This window comes from Pseudomonas sihuiensis, assembly GCF_900106015.1.
Taxonomy (GTDB): Bacteria; Pseudomonadota; Gammaproteobacteria; order Pseudomonadales; family Pseudomonadaceae; genus Aquipseudomonas; species Aquipseudomonas sihuiensis.
On sequence record NZ_LT629797.1, the window covers coordinates 4,502,794 to 4,525,386 of the forward strand.

Sequence of the window (22,593 nt, forward strand, 5' to 3'; positions counted from 1 at the left end):
TATTATGGAGCTCCGACCCAGGAGAGCGCCGATGCCCTTGCCTTCCCTACGAGAGCAGTTCGCTGCGCTGATCGCCGCGCCATCGGTAAGCTGCACCCAGCCCAATTGGGACCAGAGCAACGCGCCGGTCATCGAGCTGCTCGCTGCCTGGCTCGGTGATCTGGGCTTCACCTGCGAAACCCAGCAGATCGCCCCGGGCAAGTTCAACCTGCTCGCCAGTTATGGCTCTGGCCCTGGTGGTCTGGTGCTGGCCGGGCACAGCGATACCGTGCCCTTCGATGCTGCCTTGTGGCAGACCGACCCTCTCAAGTTGAGCGAAGTGGGCGACCGCTGGGTGGGCCTCGGCAGTTGCGACATGAAGGGCTTCTTCGTCCTGGCCATCGAGGCCGTGCGACCGCTGCTCGATCAGCCCTTCCAGCAGCCGCTGCTGATTCTCGCCACCTGTGACGAAGAAAGCTCGATGGCCGGCGCCCGTGCCTTGGCCGCTGCCGGCCGACCGCTTGGCCGGGCTGCAGTGATTGGCGAGCCGACAGGCCTCAAGCCCATACGCCTGCACAAGGGCGTGATGATGGAGCGCATCGATATTCTTGGGCAAAGTGGCCATTCCTCCAATCCAGCTCTTGGCCGCAGTGCGCTGGAGGCCATGCAGGATGTCATGGGTGAGCTGCGCGGCCTGCGTGCGCAATGGCAGCGTGAGTTCAACAACCCGCAATTCAGCGTGCCAGAACCGACACTGAACCTCGGCTGCATCCACGGGGGCGACAACCCCAACCGCATCTGCGGCCAGTGCGCGCTGGAGTTCGACCTGCGTCCGCTGCCGGGCATGGATCCTGAGCAACTGCGCGAGGCCATTCGCGGCAAGCTGCTGCCACTGGCGCTCAAGCATCAGGTACGCATCGACTATGGCCCGCTGTTCCCCGCTGTGCCGCCCTTCGAGCAGAAGGCCGATGCGGAACTGGTGCGCCTGGCCGAGCGTCTGACCGGGCATAGCGCGCAAGCGGTGGCGTTCGGCACCGAAGCGCCTTATCTTCAGCAGCTTGGTTGCGAAACCCTGGTGCTCGGCCCCGGCGATATCGACTGCGCCCACCAGCCCGGGGAGCACCTGGAGCTGGCGCGCATCGAACCGACCGTGGCCATACTGCGCCAAATGATCCAACACTATTGCCTGACCCGGAGCGAAGACGTGCAGCGACGATGAGAGCGACTCTCTAACCGAACATGACGGCCATGCCGTCTTAGTCTCTACGTTAATGGATTGCTCATGCACGACTACGTCAACTGGCTACGCCACGCCTCGCCCTACATCAACGCCCATCGCGACTGCACCTTCGTGGTCATGCTGCCGGGCGAGGGTGTTGCCCACCCGAACTTCGCCAACATCGTTCACGATCTGGTGCTGTTGCACAGCCTCGGCGTGCGCCTGGTGCTGGTGCACGGCTCGCGTCCGCAGATCGAGGCGCGCCTTGCTGCCCGTGGCCTGACCCCGCATTACCATCGCGACCTGCGCATCACCGACGCACCGACCCTGGAATGCGTGATCGACGCCGTCGGCCAGTTGCGTATCGCCATCGAAGCGCGTCTGTCGATGGATATGGCTGCCTCGCCGATGCAGGGCTCGCGCCTGCGCCTGACCAGCGGCAACTTCGTCACCGCGCGGCCGATCGGTGTGGTCGATGGCGTCGACTACCACCACACCGGCGAAGTACGGCGCATCGATCGCAAGGGCATCAACCGCCAGCTCGACGAGCGCAGCATCGTGCTGCTGTCGCCGCTCGGCTATTCGCCCACCGGGGAGATCTTCAACCTGGCCTGTGAGGACGTCGCTACCCGCGCGGCCATCGACCTGGGTGCGGACAAGCTATTGCTGTTCGGCGCCGAAGACGGTCTGCTCGACGAGCAGGGCAGGTTGGTGCGTGAGCTGCGCCCGCAGCAGGTGCCAGCGCATCTGGCGCGCCTGGGCAGCAACTATCAGGGCGAGCTACTCGATGCCGCCGCCGAAGCCTGTCGCGGCGGCGTCAAACGCAGCCATATCGTCAGTTATGCCACCGATGGTGCGCTGCTCAGCGAACTGTTCACCCGTACCGGCAACGGCACCCTGGTGGCGCAGGAGCAGTTCGAGTCCCTGCGCGAGGCGACCATCGAGGATGTCGGTGGTCTGATCGAGCTGATCAGCCCGCTGGAAGAGCAGGGCATTCTGGTGCGTCGTTCGCGCGAGGTACTGGAGCGCGAGATCGAGCAGTTCAGCATCGTCGAGCGCGAGGGGCTGATCATCGCCTGCGCGGCGCTGTATCCCATCGCCGATTCCGACTGCGGCGAACTGGCCTGCCTGGCGGTCAATCCCGAATACCGTCACGGCGGTCGCGGCGACAAATTGCTCGAGCGGATCGAGGCCAGGGCGCGGGCGCAGGGGATCAAGACCCTGTTCGTGCTCACCACGCGTACCGCGCACTGGTTCCGCGAGCGCGGTTTCGAGCCGAGCAGTGTCGAGCGCATGCCCACCGCGCGGGCGTCGCTGTACAACTACCAGCGCAACTCGAAGGTGTTCGAAAAGGCGTTGTAGGCGGAGCGAGAGCAGGCCGGAGCTGTAGGCGCGGATTTATCCGCGAGCTTCGCGGCTGAAGCCGCTCCAACGCTGGAGCGATGCAGGAGGCCGAGGCCGAGCATGTAGCCGCGACGGGTTCACCGCTCGCGGCTAAAGCCCCTCCCACAATGCGTTCAGAGTGTCAGGCGCTGTGCTGCTGCAGGCGCATCTGCTCGAAGCCGTCGTCCCAGCCGGCCTCCCAGGCCGCAGCGGGGATTTCGTCAGGGTAGGGCTGGCGGGTCCTGGGTTGGTCAGTAAGGCCGGCCATATAACCTTGCTGGTAGGCCTTGGTCAGGCTTTCCAGGCTCCATTGCGGCGTGGCGTCATCGGCCATGGGCGCTGCTCGTCTATCGTCCTTTACCCGGCAATGCTAGCTGGCCGGGCGGCCAGGGGAGTGGCCGCCCATCCTGGCTTTTGCTCCGCTGGTTGGCTTTGTGACGCAGTCGACGGTTCTTCGCCCTACACGGCCAAAGCCAGAATGCTCGCCTGGTAGGCCGCGACGAAAGCATCGAAATCACCCTCGGGCTGCGCTTCAAGCTCTGCCTGCGCGGCCAGCGAGTCGTGGGCGGCCTGTTCGAAGGCTTGTTGCTGCTGCGCGCTGAGCGGTTGTCCGCGGAAGTATTCGGCGTGGCGCTGGCTCTGCTGCAGAGCGAACTCGGTGAAGCTCTTGCCCTGACGCAGAATCGCCAGCACCTGGGCCGATGGCGTCATTTCCACATCCGCGACCTTGGCTTGCTGCTGCGCCAACGCCTCGATATGCGCGCTGCTGCCTTGGCTGCGATCAAGCAGTTCGGCCAATGGCAGGATGCGTTCGAGCAGTTCGCTGGCCCAGACTTTGAGTTCTACCTGCTGGCTACCTTTCTGCAGGTGCAGGCCGGGACGCCGCCCCTCCTTGACCACCTTGAGGAAGTTGCTGGTGCAACTGCTGCACTCGCCGTTTTCCAGTAGCGGGCTGTCTTCCAGTGCGCAGAACAGCAGGAAGGCGTCGATGAAGCGCGCCTGCGCCAGGTCGATGCCCAGCGGCAGGAACGGGTTGATGTCCAGGCAGCGTACTTCCACGTACTGCACGCCACGGCTCATCAGTGCCTGGATCGGCCGCTCGCCGCTGTAGGTGACGCGTTTCGGGCGGATGCTTGAGTAGTACTCGTTCTCGATCTGCAGGATGTTGGTGTTCAGTTGCAGCCACTCGTCGCCACGCTTGATGCCAGCTGCGACATAGGCCGGGTAGGGCGTGCCGACGGCCAGGCGCAGGCTGTCGGTGTAGCTGGCCAGGTCGTTGTAGCAGGGGGTCAGGCCTGACTGCGCGCTGCTCTGGTAGCCCAGGTCGCTCATGCGCAGGCTGGTGGCGTACGGCAGGTACAGGGTGCTGGCATCCAGCTCCTGCAACTGGTGCGGGCGGCCGCGCATGAAGCCCTTGTCCAGCGCCGGCGAGGCGCCGAACAGGTACATCAGCAGCCAGCTGTAGCGGCGGAAATTGCGGATCAGCGCGATGTAGCGTGCCGACTGGTAGTCGCGCGCGCTCTGCTCGCTGCCTTCGCTCTGTTGCTGCAGTTGCCAGAGTTTTTCCGGCAGGGAGAAGTTGTAGTGGATGCCGGCGATGCACTGCATGGTCTTGCCGTAGCGCAGCGCCAGACCCTTGCGGTACACGTACTTGAGGCGACCGATATTGGAGCTGCCGTAGCGGGCGATGGGAATGGTCTCTTCGTCCGGCAACTGGCAGGGCATCGACGTGCTCCACAGCAGTTCGCCATTGAGCTTGTCGTAGGCGAAGCGGTGGATGCTGTCCAGTTCGGCGAGGGTGGCGGCCGGATCATTGGCGGTGCCGGTGATGAACTCCAGCAGCGACTCGGAATAGTCGGTGGTGATCTGCGCATGGGTCAGCGCCGAGCCTAGTGCCTGCGGGTGCGGAGTCAGGGCCAGCTGGCCGTCGCGAGTGACGCGCAGGCATTCGCGCTCGATGCCATGCAGACACTCGCCCAGCAGGGACAGGTTGGCCGGCTCGCCGAGCTGGGCCAGGCGGCGGGAGAGAAGGTCGCTCAAGATGCAATTCCTAACTGGGCAGTCGCCATAATATGGGGATCGCCCCCGCACTCTGCAAGGGGGCGAACGCTTACCCAGATTAGATCAGCGAGCGGGGTGCCGATTACACGCAGGCGAAGGTGCCTTGTGCCTTGGCGATCAGCTTGTCGCCCTGCAGCACTTCGGCTTCCACCACCTGGGTGCGGCGACCTGCGTGCAGTACCTTGGCGTGGCACAGCACGCTGCCCTCGGAGACCGGGCGGATGTAGTTGATCTTGCACTCCAGGGTCACGCTGCTGGGGCCGCCATCGCCCAGGCTGTGGCTGGCCTGACCCATGGCGGTGTCGATCAGCGAGAACAGCGCGCCGCCGTGCAGCTTGCCGTGCAGGTTGCGCAGCTCGTCGGTGAGGGTCAGGCGCACGCGCGCCTCACCGCCGCCGACCTGGAGGATCTCCAGGCCGAGCAGGCGGGAAAAGGCGCTGCTGGCGCCTACGTTGTCGGTGTTGTCGGTCATGTTCATTTCTTCAACTGCTTGGCGTTGGCGAACAGGGCGGCCATGCCGCCGGTGGCGGGTGCCGGTTTGTCCTGGCTGGAATGGCGCTCGCTGCGCGGTGTGTTGCCGCCACGGTTGCCGTTGCCACGCTGACCGCCGCGCGCGCCCTCGACTTTCTCGCCGGGGGTGTCGCCCATGCGCATGGACAGGGCGATACGGCTACGCGGTATGTCCACCTCCATCACCTTGACCTTGACCACGTCGCCGGCCTTGACCGCCTCGTGCGGATCCTTGATGAATTTCTCCGACAGCGCGCTGATGTGCACCAGGCCGTCCTGATGCACGCCGATGTCGACGAAAGCGCCGAAGTTGGTGACGTTGGTCACCACGCCTTCGAGCACCATGCCCAGCTTGAGGTCGTTCAGCGTTTCCACGCCTTCCTGGAACTCGGCGGTCTTGAACTCCGGGCGCGGGTCGCGGCCGGGTTTGTCCAGTTCCTTGAGGATGTCGCCGACGGTGACCAGGCCGAAGCGCTCGTCGGTGAACTTGGCCGGATCGAGGCGCTTGAGGAAGCTCGAGTCGCCGATCAGCGAGCGGATATCGCGGCCGGTGTCCTGGGCGATGCGCTCGACCAGTGGGTAGGTTTCCGGGTGCACCGCCGAGGCGTCCAGCGGGTTGTCACCGTTCATCACGCGGAGGAAGCCAGCGGCCTGCTCGAAAGTCTTCTCGCCCAGACGCGGCACCTTCTTCAGTTCGGCGCGCGAGGCGAAGGCGCCGTTGGCGTCGCGGTACTGCACAATGTTTTGCGCCAGGGTCGCATTGAGGCCGGAGATGCGCGCCAGCAGGGCGGCGGAGGCGGTGTTGACGTCCACGCCGACGGCGTTCACGCAGTCCTCGACCACGGCGTCCAGGCTGCGCGCCAGCTTGAGCTGCGACACATCGTGCTGGTACTGGCCGACGCCGATGGATTTCGGGTCGATTTTCACCAGTTCGGCCAGCGGGTCTTGCAGGCGGCGGGCGATGGACACCGCACCGCGCAGCGACACGTCGAGATCGGGGAATTCGCGGGCGGCCAGCTCCGAGGCCGAGTACACCGAGGCGCCGGCCTCGGAGACCATCACCTTGGTCAGCTTGAGGCCCGGTACCTTCTTGATCAGTTCGGCGGCCAGCTTGTCGGTCTCGCGGCTGGCGGTGCCGTTGCCGATGGAGATCAGGTCGACACCGTGCTTGGCGCAGAGCTTGGCGAGGATCGCCAGGGTGCCGTCCCAGTCGTTGCGCGGCGCGTGCGGGTAGACGGTGGCGGTTTCCAGCACCTTGCCGGTGGCATCAACCACGGCCACCTTGCAGCCGGTGCGCAGGCCCGGGTCGAGCGCCAGGGTGGCGCGCGGGCCGGCCGGGGCGGCCAGCAGCAGGTCGTGCAGGTTGCGGGCGAATACGCTGATCGCCTCGTCCTCGGCCTTCTCGCGCAGCTCGCCGAGCAGGTCGGTTTCCAGGTGGTTGTACAGCTTGACCTTCCAGGTCCAGCGCACCACCTCGGCCAGCCATTTGTCGGCGGCACGGCCTTGCGCGCTGATGCCGAAGCGCTCGCCGATCATCACTTCGCAGGGGTGCATGCTGCCGGGCAGCTCTTCGCCGACCTTGAGGCTGGCGCTGAGAATGCCTTCGTTGCGACCACGGAAGATCGCCAGCGCGCGGTGCGACGGCACGCCCTTGAGCGCTTCGTCATGCTCGAAGTAGTCGCTGAACTTGGCGCCTTCGTTTTCCTTGCCCGGCACCAGGCGGGCGCTGAGGGTGGCGTTGTCCTTGAGGAAGCTGCGCAGCTTGTCCAGCAGCGCGGCGTCTTCGGCGAAGCGCTCCATGAGGATGTACTTGGCGCCTTCGAGCACGGCTTTGACGTCGGCGAAGCCCTTCTCGGTGTCGATGAAGCGCTCGGCTTCCTGTTCGGGCGTCAGGCTCGGATCGTTGAACAGTGCGTCGGCCAGCTCGCCAAGGCCGGCTTCCAGGGCGATCTGGCCCTTGGTACGGCGCTTTTGCTTGTACGGCAGGTAGAGGTCTTCGAGGCGCGTCTTGGTGTCGGCCAGGTCGATCTCGCGCTTGAGTTCGGGGGTGAGCTTACCCTGCTCCTCGATGCTGGCGAGGATCGCCACGCGGCGTTCGTCCAGCTCGCGCAGGTAGCGCAGACGCTCTTCCAGGTGGCGCAACTGGGTGTCGTCGAGGCTGCCGGTCACCTCTTTACGGTAACGGGCGATGAAGGGCACGGTGGAGCCTTCGTCGAGCAGGGCCACGGCGGCGGCAACCTGTTGCGGGCGCACGCCCAGTTCATCGGCGATGCGGTTGTTGATACTGTCCATAAATAAAGCTACCCACTGAAGCGACAGGGCGGCCGCAAAGATGCTGGCCAGAGACGAAAGCGGCGCATTATAAACACCGCATTCGCGAGCGCTGCGAACCGTTGGGGAAAAATCTGCTAACAATGGCTAGAGCGCCCACCCATGCGCCTGAGCGATAATGCCGCCACCTGCCGTCCTCAGTACGGCTGTCCAAGGAGACGCCATGACCCAGTCCGCTGCCCCTGTCGCCGAAGGCGAGAAGATCCTCATTGTCGATGACGACGCCCGTTTGCGCCGCTTGCTCGAGCGCTTCTTCGATGAGCAGGGCTATCGCGTGCGCGCGGTGGAAAACGTCGAGCAGATGGATCGTCTGCTGGCCCGCGAGCTGTTCAATCTGGTGGTGCTCGACCTGATGCTGCCGGGTGAAGACGGCCTGTCCGCCTGCCGCCGCCTGCGTGAGGCCGGCAATCAAATGCCGATCATCATGCTCACCGCCAAGGGTGACGAAGGCAGCCGCATCCAGGGGCTGGAGCTGGGCGCCGACGATTACCTGGCCAAGCCCTTCAACCCGCGCGAACTGCTGGCGCGGATCAAGGCCGTACTGCGCCGTCAGGCACCGGTGGTACCGGGCGCGCCGGGCACCGAAGACGAAAGTGTGACCTTCGGTGAGTACGAGCTGTCGCTGGCCACCCGCGAGCTGAAGAAGGGCGATGAGGTGCACATGCTCACCACCGGTGAGTTCGCCGTGCTCAAGGCGCTGGTGCAGCATGCGCGCGAACCGCTGACCCGCGACAAGCTGATGAACCTGGCCCGTGGCCGCGAGTGGGATGCGCTGGAACGCTCCATCGATGTGCAGATCAGCCGCCTGCGCCGCCTGATCGAGCCGGACCCGTCGAAGCCGCGCTATATCCAGACCGTCTGGGGTGTGGGTTACGTGTTCGTGCCGGACGGAAAGAAATGAAGCTGCAAGCTGCAAGCCACAAGTTGCAGGCCAATGCGCACGGTACAGCCACTTATAGCCTGAAGCCTGAGGCTTGCCGCTGCACCTCCGGGGTTTGCCGCTCGTGAAGGCTCCCGCCTGGTTTCCGCAAAGCTTCTTTGCCCGCACCCTCTGGCTGGTGCTGGTCGTCGTGCTGTTCTCCAAGGCATTGACCCTGGTGTACCTGATGATGAACGAGGATGTGCTGGTCGACCGCCAGTACAGCCACGGCGCGGCGCTGACCTTGCGCGCCTACTGGGCAGCCAACCCCGATGACCGCGACCACATCGCCCAGGCCGCCGGGCTCAAGCGCATTCCGCGCGACAAGGTGCCGGCCAGCGAACAGCACTGGCCCTACAGCGAAATCTTCCAGCGGCAGATGCAGACCGAGCTCGGCCCCGACACCGAAACCCGCGTGCGCGCCACGACGCCGCCGGCGCTCTGGGTGCATGCGCCGAGCCTGGGGGATGGCTGGGTGCGCGTGCCGATGTATCCGCACCCGCTGCGTGGCCAGCGCATCTGGAGCGTGCTTGGCTGGTTCCTCGCCATTGGCCTGCTGTCCACGGCGGCGGCCTGGATCTTCGTGCGTCAGCTCAATGCGCCGCTCAAGCGTCTGGTATTCGCTGCCCGCCAGCTTGGCCAGGGACGCAGCGTCAGGCTGCCGGTGAGTGATACGCCGAGCGAGATGACCGAGGTCTATCGTGCCTTCAACCAGATGGCCGAGGATGTCGAGCAGGCTGCCCGCGAGCGTGAGCTGATGCTGGCTGGCGTCTCGCATGACCTGCGCACGCCGCTGACGCGCCTGCGTCTGGCCCTGGAGTTCATGGAAAACGACACCGAACTGACCGATGACATGGTGCGCGATATCGAGGACATGGACGCCATTCTCGATCAGTTCCTCGCCTTCATCCGTGATGGTCGCGGCGAGCCGGTGGAGGAAGCCGACTTCCCCGAGCTGGTGCGTGAAACCCTGGCACCCTATAACCAGGGCAACGAGCGTGTGCGCCTGTGTCTGGAAGCGATTCCACCGTTTCCGCTGCGTCGGGTATCGATCAAGCGGCTGCTCACCAATCTGGTGGAGAACGCCCTCAATCACGGTGGTGGCGATGCCGTCGAGGTGGTAGCCAGCCTGGCAGGTGATCACAGCGCGCCCTATGTGGTGTTGAGCGTGCTGGACCGCGGCAATGGTATCGATCCGGCCGAGCTGGACAGCATCTTCAACCCCTTCATTCGCGGCGACAGGGCGCGTGGTGGGCGCGGCACCGGCCTCGGTTTGGCCATCGTCAAGCGTATCGCGGCGCTGCATGGCGGCAGCGTCGAGTTGCGCAATCGCAGTGGTGGCGGCCTGGAGGCGCGGGTGCGTTTGCCGCTTGGCCTGCTCTTGCCGCGCGACGCGGTATAGCCGAACGTTCAATTACCGCGCTCGAGTGCTGGCGATATGCTGTCAGGCATTCGGGCGCCGCTCTATGCCCTGCCGGAAACCGCAGCCGTTGCCCTGGGCTGGTGGCTGTTACGGCGCCAGCCTTTCGATCCTGGCCTGAACTGCTGCGGTTCTTGGCCTTCGCGGTGTTGCTGCCGAGTGCCTTGGTAGCGTTCGGCTTGCAGGGCACTCTTTGCCTGACGGGGTTTCAGGGCAGTGGACGCAGGGCGGTCTGGCGATCTGGTTGAGCAACACCACCAATATGCTGCCCTGACGGCACCCTGGCTGGCGCTCTGTACGCCGTTGCTGCATGCGCGTGGCTGGCTCCGCGAGCCTGAGCATCAGTCGCTCGCCAGGCGGCTGGCTGTTAGCGACGGACGCATTTGTCCTGCTGATGCTGCTCAGTGCCCGTCTGCCGACGCAGCTCGTCCTGCTCCTGCTGGGCCTGAGCATGTTGGTTCTGGCGCTGCACCACGCCTTTGCCGGGGCGTTGTACGGCGTGCTGCTGGTGTGCGCCGTCACGCTGCCGCTGGCGCTGTGGCGCGACAGTCCGGGCTTTGGCGAGCTGGATGTGCAGCGCAACCAGTTGGACTTCACGGTCGTGCTGCTGATGCTGGCGACTCTGCTGGTCGGGCGTGCGCTGGGCGATCTGCGTCAGGCGCTGGCGCGCAGCGCGCAGATGCAGCAGCAACTGGCCCGGGCCAACCTGGCGATGGAGGCCAGCCCCCTGGGCATGACCATTGCCGGCGCGCGCCAGGCCGATCTGCCGCTGGTCTACTGCAACGCCGCCTTCAGCCAGATCACCGGGTACAGCGCCGAGGAGGCGCTGGGGCGCAATTGTCGTTTCCTGCTCGGAGATGAGCGTACCCAGCCGGCGTTGCAGGCGCTGCGTAATGCCCAGCGTGACGGACGCAGCGGGCATGCCATCGGCAACATGCAACAGCTCAAGGCACAGGGCGTGCGCTTCGCCATCGACGATTTTGGTGCCGGCTACTCGTCGCTGACCTACCTCAAGCGCCTGCCGCTGGATCGTCTGAAGATCGACCGCAGCTTCGTCGCCGATCTGGATGGCGCTGCGAGCGGGCGCATGCTGGTGCAGACCATCCTGATGATCGCGCGCAACCTGGAGCTGGAGTGCGTGGCCGAAGGCATCGAGCACGACAGCCAGTTGGCGTTCCTGCGCGAGCAGCACTGCACCCTCGGCCAGGGTTACCTGTTTGGCCAGTCGATGAGCGAGAGGGCGTTTCTCACCTGGCTGCAGGCGCGGCAGCGCTGAGTGTTTTCAGCAGCAGGGCGCGCTCATCCGCGTCCCTTGGTGCGGGTCTGGCCGGGTTCGGCGTTCTTTTCCAGGTACTGGATGATCATCCCGGCGACGTCCTTGCCGGTGGTGGTCTCGATGCCTTCCAGGCCGGGCGAGGAGTTCACTTCCATCACCAGCGGGCCATGGTTGGAGCGCAAGATGTCCACCCCGGCGACGTTCAGGCCCATCACGCGGGCAGCACGGACAGCGGTCATGCGCTCTTCCGGGGTGATCTTAATCAGGCTGGCGCTGCCGCCGCGATGCAGGTTGGAGCGGAACTCGCCGGCCTTGGCCTGGCGCTTCATCGATGCGATCACCTTGTCGCCGACCACGAAGCAGCGAATGTCGGCGCCGCCGGCTTCCTGAATGTATTCCTGCACCATGATGTCCTGCTTGAGGCCGAGGAAGGCCTCGATCACCGACTCGGCGGCTTTGTGCGTTTCGGCCAGCACCACACCCATGCCCTGGGTGCCTTCCAGGACCTTGATCACCAGCGGTGCGCCGCCGACCATCTGGATCAGGTCGGGAATGTCGTCCGGCGAGTGGGCGAAGCCGGTCACCGGCAGGCCGATGCCTTTGCGCGACAGCAGTTGCAGGGCGCGCAGCTTGTCGCGCGAGCGGCTGATGGCCACCGATTCGTTGAGCGGATAGACGCCCATCATCTCGAACTGGCGCAATACCGCACAGCCATAGAAGGTCACCGATGCGCCGATGCGCGGGATGACCGCCTCGAAACCTTCCAGCGCCTGGCCACGATAGTGGATCTGCGGTTTGTGGCTGGCGATGTTCATGTAGGCGCGCAGGGTGTCGATCACCTGCATCTCATGGCCCCGCTGCTGGCCGGCCTCCACCAGACGGCGGGTGGAATACAGGCGCGGGTTGCGCGACAGCACGGCGATCTTCATTGGGCACCTGGAAGGGCAGAGGAAAGTGAGGGTTTGTCCTGCACATAGCTGAGTGCCGGATTGACTAGTAGTTGGCCGGTGATCAGCGCCTTGGAGCCAAGTAGTACGCGATAACGCATGGTCTTGCGGCAGGCCAGGGTGAATTCCACCGGCCACAGCAGATCACCGAGGGCCAGGTGCGTGCGGATCACGTAGCGACTCTGCGTCTGGCCATTGGAGCTTTTGATGCGTTTGACCGAAACCAGCGGCGCCTCGCAGCGATGACGGCGCTGCACCTGAGTGCCGAGGTAGGCGGTGAAACGTACCCAGTCCTCGCCGTCACGCTGGAACGGCTGAATATCGCTGGCGTGCAGGCTCGAGGTGCTGGCGCCGGTGTCGATCTTGGCGCGCAGGCCGATGATGCCGAGTTCGGGCAGATTGATCCATTCACGCAGGCCGATCACGCTGAGTGGGTCAAAAGTCTTCAAGGTGAGAGTGCCCCCTGCGGCCTACACGGCCTATGATTGCGCGCATTCTAGTTGTGCCTTGTGACAACTGCATCTGGCCTGCGTGCCGGATGCGAAATCCATCAGAGAGCGAGATGAGCGAAAAAGACGACGACAAGGTGCGCCTGGACAAATGGCTCTGGGCCGCGCGTTTCTACAAGACCCGCGCCCTGGCCAAGGCGGCCATAGAAGGTGGCAAGGTGCATCATCGTGGCGAGCGCTGCAAGCCGGGCAAGGAACCGAAGATCGGCGACGAATACGTGCTGCGCACCGGTTTCGATGAACGCACCGTGGTCGTGCTGGCATTATCCAGCGTCCGCCGTGGTGCGCCCGAGGCGCAACTGCTGTATCGCGAGACGGAAGAAAGTATCGCCCGCCGCGAGCAGGCCGCGGCCATGCGCAAAGCTGGCGCCGTGGGTATGCAGACCGATGGTCGGCCGAGCAAGAAGCAGCGCCGGCAGATCCATCAGTTCAACGAACAGCAGGAAGGTGGCCTGCGCCACCCCTGGGCGGATGAGGATTAGGCGCAAGCCTGTAGGAGCGAGTCGCGTTGTTTGTAGCCCGGATGAAATCCGGGGGAATCATATCGACCCTCCCGGATTGCATCCGGGCTACCCGCTTCAGCGCCCGCTGATGATGCTCATGCGGCCCAGCAGCGGCAGCTTGGCCAGGCGCGAGGTAATTGGCAGGGTAATCTTCTCCAGCCATTCGCTGGCGCGATAACCCAGTGGGGTGTAGCAGCTCCAGGCCAGCGCCAGCAGGCTGAGGAATACGCCGCCGACAAAGGCATCCGCCCCCCCAGTGAGCACCGGCCACCAGGCGCGGCAGGATGCCGGTCACGGTAATGGCCCAGACCAGCAGCAGACGCCAGCCGCGGGCAAAGAAGCTCATGAAATAAGCCCAGATCAGCAGCACCGAGGCGTGGTCGCCGGGGAAGCTGCGGCTGGCGCTGTCCTTCAGGTCCCAGCGTTCTTCCCAGGCCGGGAACATCTCGGTCAGGCGCGCGCTGCCTTCTACTACCAGAGAAGGGCTGGCGTGCTGCCAGCCCATGTATTCGACCAGGTCGGCGAACAGCACGCGCATCAGCAGCATCACGATCAGGGCGACCAGAAAAGCGAACAGCGCCCGGCGTACCTGCGGCCCGGTGAATACCAGATCGGCCTTGAGCATGACCGCCAGCATCACCACGCCGACACCCGCATCCACTGGGCGCATGCTGCCGATGGCCCAGACGTGTGCCCACAGGCCGCCAGCATGTACTGGATCGTTGAGCAGCTTGAACAGCCACAGGTCGAAGGCGTCCCACAACTCGCGAGTGGGCTGCCACAGCCAACTGACGAGCAGCACGACGGCCACGACATGGCAGACCAGCATGGCGCGTGGTTGCCAGTGACGATTGATGAACGTGCTCGACATGGGAAATCCCTTTGCAGTTTTATGACAGGCCTGACCTCAGGCGCGCGGATGATAGGCAGTGCTGGCGCCTAAACAAGGGCGGCAGCACAGTCGTTCAGCCAAGGTTCAGCGGCTGATTCCTGCTGTGTGAACACGCTCACATGATGTTCGGGCCTTGGTTGTGCTGGCGTTTGTGCATAAAATCGCCAGCCTTTTATAGACCCTGGGCCAGCCGCCATGAACGACTTCAGTCAACGCTTTCTCTTCGACGACACCGACGTGCGAGGCGAAATGGTCGCGTTGCGCGAAAGTTACGCTCATGTGCTGGCCAAGCACGCCTACCCGCAGCCAGTGGCGCAACTGCTCGGCGAGATGATGGCCGCCGCCGCCTTGCTGGTCGGCACCCTCAAGTTCGACGGCCTGCTGGTACTGCAGGCGCGTTCCGACGGCCCGCTGTCGCTGCTGATGGTCGAATGCTCCAGCGCTCGTGAGCTGCGCGGCATTGCCCGCTATGACGCCGAGCAGATCGGCGCCGATGCCGACCTGCAGAGTCTGATGCCCAATGGCGTGTTGGCCATTACCATCGACCCGACCCGGGGCCAGCGTTACCAGGGCATCGTCGATTTGGATGGCGTCGACCTGGCCGAGTGCCTGTCCAACTACTTCGCCAGCTCCGAACAGCTGCCGACCCGCTTCTGGCTCAAGGCCGACGGCCAGCGCGCGCGCGGCCTGCTGCTGCAGCAACTGCCGCCGCACCATCAGACCGAAGCGGAAGAACGCGCCGAGAGCTGGAACCACGTACTGACCCTGGCCGACACACTGACTGCCGAAGAGCTGCTCGGCCTGGACAACCCGACCCTGCTGCATCGCCTCTACCATGAAGAGAACGTGCGCCTGTTCGACGAGCAGCCGCTGCAATTCCGCTGCAGCTGCTCGCGTGAGCGCTCGGCCAGTGCCCTGGTCAGCCTCGGCCAGGCCGATGCCGAACTGCTGCTGGCCGAGCAGGGTGGCAGCGCGGTGATCGATTGTCAGTTCTGCAACGAGCGCTACGCCTTCGACGCCGCCGACATTGCCCAGCTGTTCGCCGGTGCCGGTAGCGAGGCACCGTCGCAGACGCGGCATTGATGAGCTTTTCTAAACGATAGCCGTTCTCTATCAGATCGGAGGCTGCCAAGCAGTTCGCTTTTCTGGCATACTCCCGCGACTTTTTTACCGTGTAGTGCAGTTGCCCCTGTACTACACAACGTTCGGAAGACTCGGCCAGCGGCCGACGGGGACCCTCATGACGCAAGCCAACAACGCCGTGTACACCGACATCAGCGCCGCGCAACTGGTCGAAGAAGCCATTCGCCGTGGTGAAGGGGAACTGGCCGCCAACGGCGCGCTGGTCGTACGTACCGGTCATCGCACTGGCCGCTCGCCGGCCGACCGCTTCATCGTTCAGGAGCCGAGCACCGAGGCGCAGATCGCCTGGGGCGCCATCAACCGTCCGTTCCCGGCCGACAAGTTCGACGCCCTGTGGGATCGCGTCGCGGCGTTCAATAACGCCCAGGAGCACTTCGTCTCCCACGTTCACGTAGGTTCTGCCGAAGAGCACTACCTGCCGGTGAAGATGACCACCGCGACCGCCTGGCAGAACCTGTTCGGCCGTCAGTTGTTCATCAACCCGACCACCTACAACCAGGCTGGCAAGGCCGAGTGGCAGATCCTCAACGTTGCCAACTTCGAGTGCGTGCCTGAGCGTGACGGCACCAACTCCGATGGCTGCGTGATCATCAACTTCGCCGCCCGCAAGGTGCTGATCGCCGGCATGCGTTACGCCGGTGAAATGAAGAAGGCCATGTTCTCCGTGCAGAACTTCCTGCTGCCGGAAAAGGACGTGCTGCCGATGCACTGCGCCGCCAACATCGGCGAAGAGGGCGACGTGACTCTGTTCTTCGGTCTGTCCGGTACCGGCAAGACCACCCTGTCAGCCGACGAGTCGCGTTACCTGATCGGTGACGACGAGCACGGCTGGGGCGAAGGCGTGGTGTTCAACATCGAAGGCGGCTGCTACGCCAAATGCATCGACCTGTCCGAGAAGAACGAGCCGGTGATCTGGAAAGCCATCCAGTTCGGCACCGTGCTGGAAAACGTCGTGCTCGACGAGCAGCGCACCCCCGATTACGCCGATGACAGCCTGACCCAGAACAGCCGCGCGGCCTACCCGCTGGAGTACGTCGAGAAGCGTAGCGAGAAGAACCTGGGCGGTGAGCCGAACGCGGTGATCTTCCTAACCTGCGACCTCACTGGCGTACTGCCGCCGGTGTCGATCCTCAACAACGAGCAGGCCGCCTACCACTTCCTGTCCGGCTACACCGCGCTGGTCGGCTCCACCGAAATGGGTTCGGGCGGCGGCATCAAGTCGACCTTCTCCACCTGCTTCGGCGCGCCGTTCTTCCCGCGTCCGGCTGGCGTCTACGCCGAGCTGCTGATCAAGCGCATCAATGCCTTCGGCTCCAAGGTCTACCTGGTCAACACCGGCTGGACCGGCGGTGGCTACGGCGTCGGCAAGCGTTTCAACATCCCCACCACCCGTGGCGTGATCGCCGCTATCCAGAGCGGTGCGCTGATCGGTGCCGAGACCGAGCACCTGCCGATCATCAACCTGGATGTGCCCAAGGCCGTTCCGGGCGTCGAGACCAACCTGCTCAACCCGCGCAATACCTGGGCTGACAAGAACGCCTACGACGAAGCCGCCAAGGGCCTGGCCAAGCTGTTCATCGACAACTTCGCCAAGTTCGATGTCAGCGAGGCGATCAAGAACGCCGGCCCGCAGCTGTAAGCTGAGCCGCGCTTCTGACCAAGCCGCCTTCGGGCGGCTTTGTCATTTATGGCGTGGTGGTCGCGGAGCCCGGATGAAATCCGGGATGGCTGGTGACCCTTCCCGGACTTTATCCGGGCTACGTTCCATGGCGTACCCTGGCGAACCGCGTTATGGTCAGGGGCCATTCAGCGGTCAACGGAGTGACAGCGCATGTCCACCCTCAAACGTGTTTTCGGTTTCGATCAGCTGCGTCCCGGTCAGGAGGCGGTGATCAGCGCCGTGCTCGCCGGGCGTTCGGCGGCGGCGATCTTTCCCACCGGCTCGGGCAAATCGCTGTGCTACCAGCTGCCGGCCCTGCACCTGCCGCACCTGACCCTGGTGATCTCGCCGCTGCTGGCGCTGATGCAGGATCAGCTGGCGTTCCTGCATGCCCATGGCATCGCCGCGGCCAGCATCGATTCGGCGCAGAGCCGCGAGCAAATGATGGAGGTGATGAACCGCGCGCGCAGCGGCGAGCTGAAGATCCTGATGATCTCGGTGGAGCGCCTGAAGAACGAACGCTTCCGCAATTTCATCGCTCAGGTGCCGATCTCCCTGCTGGTGGTCGACGAGGCGCACTGCATTTCCGAGTGGGGCCACAACTTCCGCCCCGACTACCTCAAGCTGCCCGACTATCAGCGCCAGTTCGGCATCAAGCAGGTGCTGCTGCTGACCGCCACGGCGACGCCCAAGGTGATTGCCGATATGCGCGAGAAGTTCGCCATTGCCGAGGCGGACGTGGTCACCACCGGTTTCTACCGGCCCAGCCTCAATCTGCTGGTGGAGCCCGTGCCCGGAGGTGCCAAGCAGCAGCGTCTGCAGCAATGGCTGGCGCCGCGACGCGGCCAGGCGAGCATCGTCTACGTGACTCAGCAGAAGACTGCCGAGCAGGTGGCCGAGCGCCTGGCGCGGGACGGTCTGGCAGTCAGCGCCTACCACGCCGGCATGGCCCATGAGGTGCGCGAGTCGATCCAGCGCCGCTTCATGGCCGGCGAGTTGGAGTGCATTGTCGCCACCATCGCCTTCGGCATGGGCATCGACAAGCGCGACATCCGTAACGTGGTGCACTTCGACCTGCCCAAGTCGGTGGAGAACTACAGCCAGGAAATCGGCCGCGCCGGACGCGATGGCCAGGCTTCGGACTGCCTGGTGCTGGCCAGCCGCGACGGTCTCAGCGTGCTGGAGAACTTCGTTTATGGCGATACGCCAGAGCGCTCTGGCATTCGTGCGGTGCTCGACGACCTGCGCGCAGTCGGCACGGGCGGGCAGTGGGAGCTGATGCTGGGCCAGCTGTCGGAGCTGAGCAATATTCGCGCGTTGCCACTCAAGACCCTGCTGGTGCAGCTGGAACTGCGCGGCATCATCGCCCCGCGTTATGCCTACTTCGCCGAGTACCGCTTCAAGCTGCTGCTGGAGGATGACGTGCTGCTGGCCAAGTTCGAGGGCGAGCGCCGCCAGTTCGTCGAGGCGATTCTTGCCAGCTCACGGCGCGCGCGAACCTGGAGCACCCTGGATTTTGACCTGCTGTATCGCGACCATGGCGCCGAGCGCGCGCGGGTGGTCAAGGCACTGGACTACTTCCAGGAAAAGGGCTGGCTGGAGCTGGAAAGCAAGCAGATGACCGAGGTCTACGCCGTGCTCGATGGCGGGTTTGACGTCGAAGCCCTGGCGGATGACCTGTACGCACACTTCCGCGCCCATGAGGCCAGCGAGATCGCCCGCATTCAGGCCATGCTCGGTTTGTTCGAGAGCCGCGAATGCCTGAGCCGGCGCCTTGCCTTGTACTTTGGTGACGAACAGGCGCCCGAGCGCTGCGGGCATTGTTCTGTGTGTCAGGGCCGCGTAGCCACTTTGCCGCAACCGCCCGAGCTGCCGTCATTGAATGGTCGCGATGCCCAGGCGCTGTGCGCAGCCTTCGTCGAGAAACACCTGCAATACGCTGGACACGCGCCGAGCCACGAGTGCCTGACGCGCTTTCTCTGTGGCGTGACCACGCCCTTGTTGACCAAGCTCAAGGCGCGTCAGTTAGCTGGCTTCGCTACGCTGGAGGATTACCCCTACGCCGAGGTGCGTGAGTGGTTGACGGGCCTGTAGGAGCGAGCTCTGCTCGCGAATATTGCTGCGGCAAAGGGCTTCGCGAGCAGAGCTCGCTCCTACAAAGGTAAGTCCCATAGCCAGTCCCATAGCCGGATGCAATCCGGGGAATACGGGTCGCTATGCCCCGGATTGCATCCTGGCTACCTGGCCAGCTTGTGTGCACCATCGGTGCTTGGGATTCGGTGCGCGCGGCGCACCCTACGGGTTAGCGCGTTGCCCTTCGGCCAGCGTCCAGTCCACCAGCTCGCGGGACAATCGATCGCCAGCCTGACCGAAGGCTTTCACTACTGCAGCAATCGACGTATCACTCGCCGGCTGACTGACGCTGAAGCGGCGGCTGGCTAGGATGTGCTGATCACGGGCATCGACCAGGCGTACGTCGAGCTGGATCAGCGCCTCGGGGCGGCCGTCACGATACTGGCTATGGAAACTGCGCAGGTCGCTGACCAGCTCCAGGTCGGCCTGCAGACGTTGCTCTTCGTTGCTCAATGCCTGAACGCGGCCGTCATCCTGAAACGCGTCGAGCAGACGGCCGCGCAGCAACTGTGGCGTGCGCTCGCTCCAGCGCACGCCCTGGTAGGTGTTGACCAGCCCCGGCTCGGGCAGCACGACGATGCGCGTGCCGTCGAGCAACTGGCTGCTGACCGGGCTGTTGACCCGCAACGACCAGTCGACGCGCTGAGTTTGCGCCGGCAGCGCGGCGCCTGGCAGCAGGTAGATATCCAATGGTTCGCTCTGCGGCAGGATCGAGCAGGCGCCGAGCAGGCCGACGGCCAACAGCAGGGACAGACGCTTCATGGTTGGAACTCCTTGATGCTGTCGTTGCGCAGCAGGTAGCCGGTGGGGTCCTGCTCCAGGCGGCGGGAGAAGCTGCGCAGGGCGCCGAGGGTATCGCGCAGTTCGCCAATCGCCGGGCCCAGCTCGCCCAGACCCTGCATGCCACTGTCCAGCGCACTGCGATTGCTTTCCAGCAACTGCTCGATGCTGCGGCTGCTGCGTTCCAGCGAGGCCATCAGACGCTCGGCATTGTCCAGCGCCTGACTGCCCTGGCCGTCGAGCAGACGGTTGGCGGTGCGCATCAGTTCGGCCGCCTCGCGGGTGGCGGCACTGGTCTGACGTAGGGTTTCGCCCAGCTCATCACGTTGCTCGGCGATGCCGGCAGTGGCCTGTTCCAGATTTTCCAGCGTGCGCGACACGCGCTCGGCGTTCTCGCGTGACAGCATGCGGTTGGCGCGATTGAGCAGGCGGGTGATGTTGACCACCAGGTCCTCGCCATTGGCCATCAGCCGGGACAGTGGCGAACGGTCGGCGATGATGATGCCTGGCTGGCCATCCTTGCCCTCCAGCGGCGGGCTTTCCGGGCTGCCGCCGTGCAGCTGGATTACCGCCAGGCCGGTGACGCCGGTGATCGCCAGGCGCGCGCGGGTGTCCTGCTTGATCGGGGTATGGCCGACGATGCGGATACGCGCGCGCACGGTGCGCGGATCGTTGGGATCGAGCCCCAGGCTGATCACGTCGCCGACCTTGATCCCGCTGTATTGCACCGCGCTGCCCTGTGACAGGCCAGTGACCGCTTCGTTGAAGATCACCTCGTAATCGGTGAAGGCGCGATCGGCACCGGCCTTGTTCAGCCACAGGGCGAACAGCAGCGCGGCGCCCACCGTGAGCACGGTGAACAGGCCGATCAGCACGTGATGGGCTCTGGGTTCCATTCATTGACTCCTTGCCGCGGTGGCGGCCTGCGCAGCCGCGCGTCCGCGCGGGCCGTGAAAATATTGCTGAATCCAGGCATCGTCGGTGGCAGCCACCACGTCCAGGCGGTCGGCCACCAGCACCTTTTTCTGTGCCAGCACCGCGACCCGGTCGCAGATGCTGTAGAGCGTGTCCAGGTCGTGAGTGACCAGAAATACACTCAGGCCCAGGCTGTCGCTGAGGGTACGGATCAACTGGTCGAAGGCCGCCGCGCCAATCGGGTCGAGGCCGGCGGTGGGTTCGTCGAGAAACAGGATGTCCGGGTCCAGTGCCAGGGCGCGGGCCAGGGCGGCGCGCTTGACCATACCGCCGGACAGCGAACTGGGGTATTTGTCGGCGGCATCCTGCGGCAGGCCGGCCAGGGCGATCTTGACCCTGGCCAGGCGTTCGGCTGCCGCGCGCGACAGGCCGGCGTGTTCGATCAGCGGCAGGGCGATGTTCTCGCTGACGGTCAGCGAGGAGAACAGCGCGCCGCGCTGGTACAGCACGCCGAAGCGCCGTTCCAGTTGCGAGCGCCGCTCGGCCGGCAGGCTCAGCAGTTCCTCGCCGAACACCCGTACGGTGCCGGCATTGGGCTGGCGCAGGCCGACGATGCTGCGCAGCAGCACGGACTTGCCGGTCCCCGAGCCGCCTACCACGCCAAGTATTTCGCCGCGATATAGGTCGAAGTCCAGATGCTGATGCACCACCTGTGTGCCGAACTGGTTGCACAGGTCGCGTACCTCGATGATGGTCTCCTGGCTCACCAGCCCATCTCCATCAGGAACAACGCCGCCAGGGCGTCGAGTAGGATGACCACGAAGATCGACTGCACCACCGCCGAGGTGGTGTGCTCGCCCACCGATTGTGCGCTGCCGCTGACCTTGAAGCCTTCCAGACAGCCGATCAGGGCGATCAGGAAAGCGAAGATCGGTGCCTTGAGCAGGCCAACGAGGAAGTGCTGCAGCAGGTCGCTGTCCTGCAGGATCGACAGATACATGGTCGGCGAGATGTCCAGGCTCAGTGCACAGACCAGCGCGCCGCCGAGCATGCCGCTGAGCATGGCGATGAAGGTCAGGATCGGCAGGGCGATGAGCATCGCGAACACCCGCGGCAGCACCAGCAGCTCGACGGGGCTCAGACCGAGGGTGCGGATGGCGTCGATCTCCTCGTTGGCCTTCATCGAGCCGATCTGTGCGGTGAAGGCGCTGGCGGTGCGCCCAGCCATGAGAATCGCGGTGAGCAGCACGCCGAACTCGCGCAGGAAGGAGAACGCCACCAGGTTCACCGTGTAGATGGTGGCACCGAAGTCGGCGAGGATGGTGGCGCCGAGAAAGGCGACCACGGCACCCACCAGAAAGGTCAACAGGGCGATGATGGGCACGGCGTTGAGGCCGCACTGTTCCAGATGAGCGGTCAGCGAGGTCAGGCGCCAGCGCGCCGGGCGCAGCAGGATCGTCAGCATGCCGCTCAGGGTCAGGCCCATGAAGCCGAGCAGTTCCCGGCCTTGGCACCAGGTGCCTTCCACCGCCTCGCCGATATGTCCGAGCACTTCGCGCAGTGCCGAAGGTGTGGCGTGTTCCTGTACCTGCTGAGTGCCCGCCATGGTGTCTGCCACTGCCAGCAGCAAGGCGCGGCGCTCGGCGCTCAGGCTGTCCTGTTGCGCCAGTTGGCGCAGGCGCTCACAACCCAGCAGTTCCACCAGCAGCGCAGCGCCGGCGGTATCCAGTGCGGCCAGTTCGTCGAGGTCGATGTTTTCCCGGCCGTGCAGGCGTTCGCGCAGGGCCAGGACCTGAGGTTCGAGTCGGCTGTAATGGGCCAGCGTCCAGTCGCCACCGATGCGCAGGCCGCTGGCGGCGTCCGTGCTGCTGGTCTGGAGCGGGATCAGGTATGGCGTGGTCATGGCGACAGCTTAGCGCAGCCAGGGGCTGCCAGGCCAGTCGCGCTGTTCAGACTGTGTCGGCGGCACGGCGCATAAGCTGCTAGGTCACCCCAACGTTCGGATGACGAGCG

Annotated in this window: 19 protein-coding genes and 1 pseudogene; 9 read left to right on the forward strand and 11 right to left on the reverse strand. The window is 64.8% G+C overall.

The annotated features are described in order from the left end of the window. Positions 1-31: 31 nt before the first annotated feature. Both argE and argA read left to right on the forward strand, forming a co-directional pair. The gene (argE, locus tag BLT86_RS21195; RefSeq protein ID WP_092379393.1) at positions 32-1,198 is read left to right on the forward strand and encodes an acetylornithine deacetylase; all 1,167 of its coding nucleotides are present in this window, start codon (positions 32-34) and stop codon (positions 1,196-1,198) included. Between the two features lie 63 nt (positions 1,199-1,261). Beyond that, positions 1,262-2,560, forward strand: coding sequence for an amino-acid N-acetyltransferase (argA, locus tag BLT86_RS21200; protein ID WP_092379396.1), 1,299 nt, complete (start codon positions 1,262-1,264; stop codon positions 2,558-2,560). A 163-nt stretch (positions 2,561-2,723) separates the two neighbouring features. On the opposite strand, the gene rmf is transcribed toward argA, so the two are convergent. The 4 genes from rmf to BLT86_RS21220 all read right to left on the reverse strand — a co-directional run bounded on the left by rmf (position 2,724) and on the right by BLT86_RS21220 (position 7,444). Further along, a complete protein-coding gene (rmf, locus tag BLT86_RS21205) occupies positions 2,724-2,915 on the reverse strand; it encodes a ribosome modulation factor (protein ID WP_003458706.1) in 192 nt (63 codons plus the stop codon). 125 nt (positions 2,916-3,040) lie between these two features. Beyond that, on the reverse strand, positions 3,041-4,621 hold the full coding sequence (gene gshA / locus BLT86_RS21210) for a glutamate--cysteine ligase (protein ID WP_092379398.1): 1,581 nt from the start codon (positions 4,619-4,621) through the stop codon (positions 3,041-3,043). Positions 4,622-4,724: 103 nt separating this feature from the next. Next, complete coding sequence (locus BLT86_RS21215; protein ID WP_092379401.1) at positions 4,725-5,120, reverse strand: PaaI family thioesterase; 396 nt, start codon at positions 5,118-5,120, stop codon at positions 4,725-4,727. After that, a complete protein-coding gene (locus BLT86_RS21220) occupies positions 5,117-7,444 on the reverse strand; it encodes a Tex family protein (protein WP_092379404.1) in 2,328 nt (775 codons plus the stop codon). The genes BLT86_RS21215 and BLT86_RS21220 overlap by 4 nt, the downstream gene beginning before the upstream one ends. Before the next feature lie 202 nt (positions 7,445-7,646). On the opposite strand from BLT86_RS21220, the gene ompR reads away from it, so the two are divergent. The 3 genes and pseudogenes from ompR to BLT86_RS26265 form a co-directional block, all read left to right on the forward strand. After that, the gene (gene ompR, locus BLT86_RS21225; RefSeq protein ID WP_084340961.1) at positions 7,647-8,384 is read left to right on the forward strand and encodes an osmolarity response regulator transcription factor OmpR; all 738 of its coding nucleotides are present in this window, start codon (positions 7,647-7,649) and stop codon (positions 8,382-8,384) included. A 103-nt stretch (positions 8,385-8,487) separates the two neighbouring features. Next, a complete protein-coding gene (locus BLT86_RS21230) occupies positions 8,488-9,804 on the forward strand; it encodes an ATP-binding protein (protein WP_003458711.1) in 1,317 nt (438 codons plus the stop codon). 54 nt (positions 9,805-9,858) lie between these two features. Continuing rightward, positions 9,859-11,098, forward strand: a pseudogene (locus BLT86_RS26265) (EAL domain-containing protein); the annotation flags it as partial. A 23-nt stretch (positions 11,099-11,121) separates the two neighbouring features. Here the strand turns inward: BLT86_RS26265 and rimK are convergent. Beyond that, entirely contained in the window at positions 11,122-12,027 is a 906-nt protein-coding gene (rimK, locus tag BLT86_RS21240) for a 30S ribosomal protein S6--L-glutamate ligase (RefSeq protein WP_092379407.1), read from the reverse strand. Further along, positions 12,024-12,494, reverse strand: coding sequence for a retropepsin-like aspartic endopeptidase RimB (gene rimB / locus BLT86_RS21245; protein ID WP_092379409.1), 471 nt, complete (start codon positions 12,492-12,494; stop codon positions 12,024-12,026). Before rimB ends, rimK begins: the two co-directional genes overlap by 4 nt. A 113-nt stretch (positions 12,495-12,607) precedes the next feature. Between rimB and BLT86_RS21250 the strand changes: the two genes are divergently transcribed. Further along, positions 12,608-13,036 (forward strand): RNA-binding S4 domain-containing protein, encoded by a 429-nt coding sequence (locus BLT86_RS21250; protein WP_092379412.1) that lies wholly within the window; start codon positions 12,608-12,610, stop codon positions 13,034-13,036. Here the strand turns inward: BLT86_RS21250 and BLT86_RS21255 are convergent. Next, complete coding sequence (locus BLT86_RS21255; RefSeq protein WP_231976557.1) at positions 12,984-13,928, reverse strand: phosphatase PAP2 family protein; 945 nt, start codon at positions 13,926-13,928, stop codon at positions 12,984-12,986. The two genes, BLT86_RS21250 and BLT86_RS21255, sit on opposite strands and share 53 nt — an antisense overlap. 216 nt (positions 13,929-14,144) lie before the next feature. Here BLT86_RS21255 and hslO point away from each other — a divergent pair, with 216 nt between their 5' ends. The 3 genes from hslO to BLT86_RS21270 all read left to right on the forward strand — a co-directional run bounded on the left by hslO (position 14,145) and on the right by BLT86_RS21270 (position 18,846). Then, a complete protein-coding gene (gene hslO, locus BLT86_RS21260) occupies positions 14,145-15,032 on the forward strand; it encodes an Hsp33 family molecular chaperone HslO (protein ID WP_092379415.1) in 888 nt (295 codons plus the stop codon). Between the two features lie 157 nt (positions 15,033-15,189). Continuing rightward, positions 15,190-16,731, forward strand: a complete 1,542-nt coding sequence (locus BLT86_RS21265) for a phosphoenolpyruvate carboxykinase (RefSeq protein ID WP_092379418.1) — start codon at positions 15,190-15,192, stop codon at positions 16,729-16,731. A 192-nt stretch (positions 16,732-16,923) separates the two neighbouring features. Beyond that, positions 16,924-18,846, forward strand: coding sequence for a RecQ family ATP-dependent DNA helicase (locus BLT86_RS21270; protein WP_092379421.1), 1,923 nt, complete (start codon positions 16,924-16,926; stop codon positions 18,844-18,846). Positions 18,847-19,047: 201 nt separating this feature from the next. Here the strand turns inward: BLT86_RS21270 and BLT86_RS21275 are convergent, their stop codons facing one another. Genes BLT86_RS21275 through BLT86_RS21290 form a run of 4 tightly spaced genes read right to left on the reverse strand, consistent with a single transcriptional unit; the run spans position 19,048 to position 22,483 of the window. Next, positions 19,048-19,647 (reverse strand): ABC-type transport auxiliary lipoprotein family protein, encoded by a 600-nt coding sequence (locus tag BLT86_RS21275; RefSeq protein ID WP_092379424.1) that lies wholly within the window; start codon positions 19,645-19,647, stop codon positions 19,048-19,050. Next, a complete protein-coding gene (locus BLT86_RS21280; RefSeq protein ID WP_003458755.1) occupies positions 19,644-20,561 on the reverse strand; it encodes an MlaD family protein in 918 nt (305 codons plus the stop codon). The genes BLT86_RS21275 and BLT86_RS21280 overlap by 4 nt, the downstream gene beginning before the upstream one ends. Next, a complete protein-coding gene (locus BLT86_RS21285; protein ID WP_003458756.1) occupies positions 20,562-21,347 on the reverse strand; it encodes an ABC transporter ATP-binding protein in 786 nt (261 codons plus the stop codon). Continuing rightward, complete coding sequence (locus BLT86_RS21290; RefSeq protein ID WP_003458757.1) at positions 21,344-22,483, reverse strand: MlaE family ABC transporter permease; 1,140 nt, start codon at positions 22,481-22,483, stop codon at positions 21,344-21,346. The genes BLT86_RS21285 and BLT86_RS21290 overlap by 4 nt, the downstream gene beginning before the upstream one ends. Positions 22,484-22,593: the final 110 nt, after the last annotated feature.

Bases quoted from the DNA above. Each gene is read 5' to 3' on its own strand.
- argA (WP_092379396.1), top strand. From the start codon at position 1,262: ATGCACGACTACGTCAACTGGCTACGCCACGCCTCGCCCTACATCAAC.
- argE (WP_092379393.1), top strand. From the start codon at position 32: ATGCCCTTGCCTTCCCTACGAGAGCAGTTCGCTGCGCTGATCGCCGCG.
- BLT86_RS21265 (WP_092379418.1), top strand. From the start codon at position 15,190: ATGACGCAAGCCAACAACGCCGTGTACACCGACATCAGCGCCGCGCAA.
- rimK (WP_092379407.1), bottom strand. From the start codon at position 12,027: ATGAAGATCGCCGTGCTGTCGCGCAACCCGCGCCTGTATTCCACCCGC.
- BLT86_RS21275 (WP_092379424.1), bottom strand. From the start codon at position 19,647: ATGAAGCGTCTGTCCCTGCTGTTGGCCGTCGGCCTGCTCGGCGCCTGC.
- BLT86_RS21270 (WP_092379421.1), top strand. From the start codon at position 16,924: ATGTCCACCCTCAAACGTGTTTTCGGTTTCGATCAGCTGCGTCCCGGT.
- BLT86_RS21250 (WP_092379412.1), top strand. From the start codon at position 12,608: ATGAGCGAAAAAGACGACGACAAGGTGCGCCTGGACAAATGGCTCTGG.
- BLT86_RS21215 (WP_092379401.1), bottom strand. From the start codon at position 5,120: ATGAACATGACCGACAACACCGACAACGTAGGCGCCAGCAGCGCCTTT.
- BLT86_RS21255 (WP_231976557.1), bottom strand. From the start codon at position 13,928: ATGTCGAGCACGTTCATCAATCGTCACTGGCAACCACGCGCCATGCTG.
- BLT86_RS21290 (WP_003458757.1), bottom strand. From the start codon at position 22,483: ATGACCACGCCATACCTGATCCCGCTCCAGACCAGCAGCACGGACGCC.
- hslO (WP_092379415.1), top strand. From the start codon at position 14,145: ATGAACGACTTCAGTCAACGCTTTCTCTTCGACGACACCGACGTGCGA.
- ompR (WP_084340961.1), top strand. From the start codon at position 7,647: ATGACCCAGTCCGCTGCCCCTGTCGCCGAAGGCGAGAAGATCCTCATT.
- rmf (WP_003458706.1), bottom strand. From the start codon at position 2,915: ATGGCCGATGACGCCACGCCGCAATGGAGCCTGGAAAGCCTGACCAAG.
- BLT86_RS21220 (WP_092379404.1), bottom strand. From the start codon at position 7,444: ATGGACAGTATCAACAACCGCATCGCCGATGAACTGGGCGTGCGCCCG.
- BLT86_RS21280 (WP_003458755.1), bottom strand. From the start codon at position 20,561: ATGGAACCCAGAGCCCATCACGTGCTGATCGGCCTGTTCACCGTGCTC.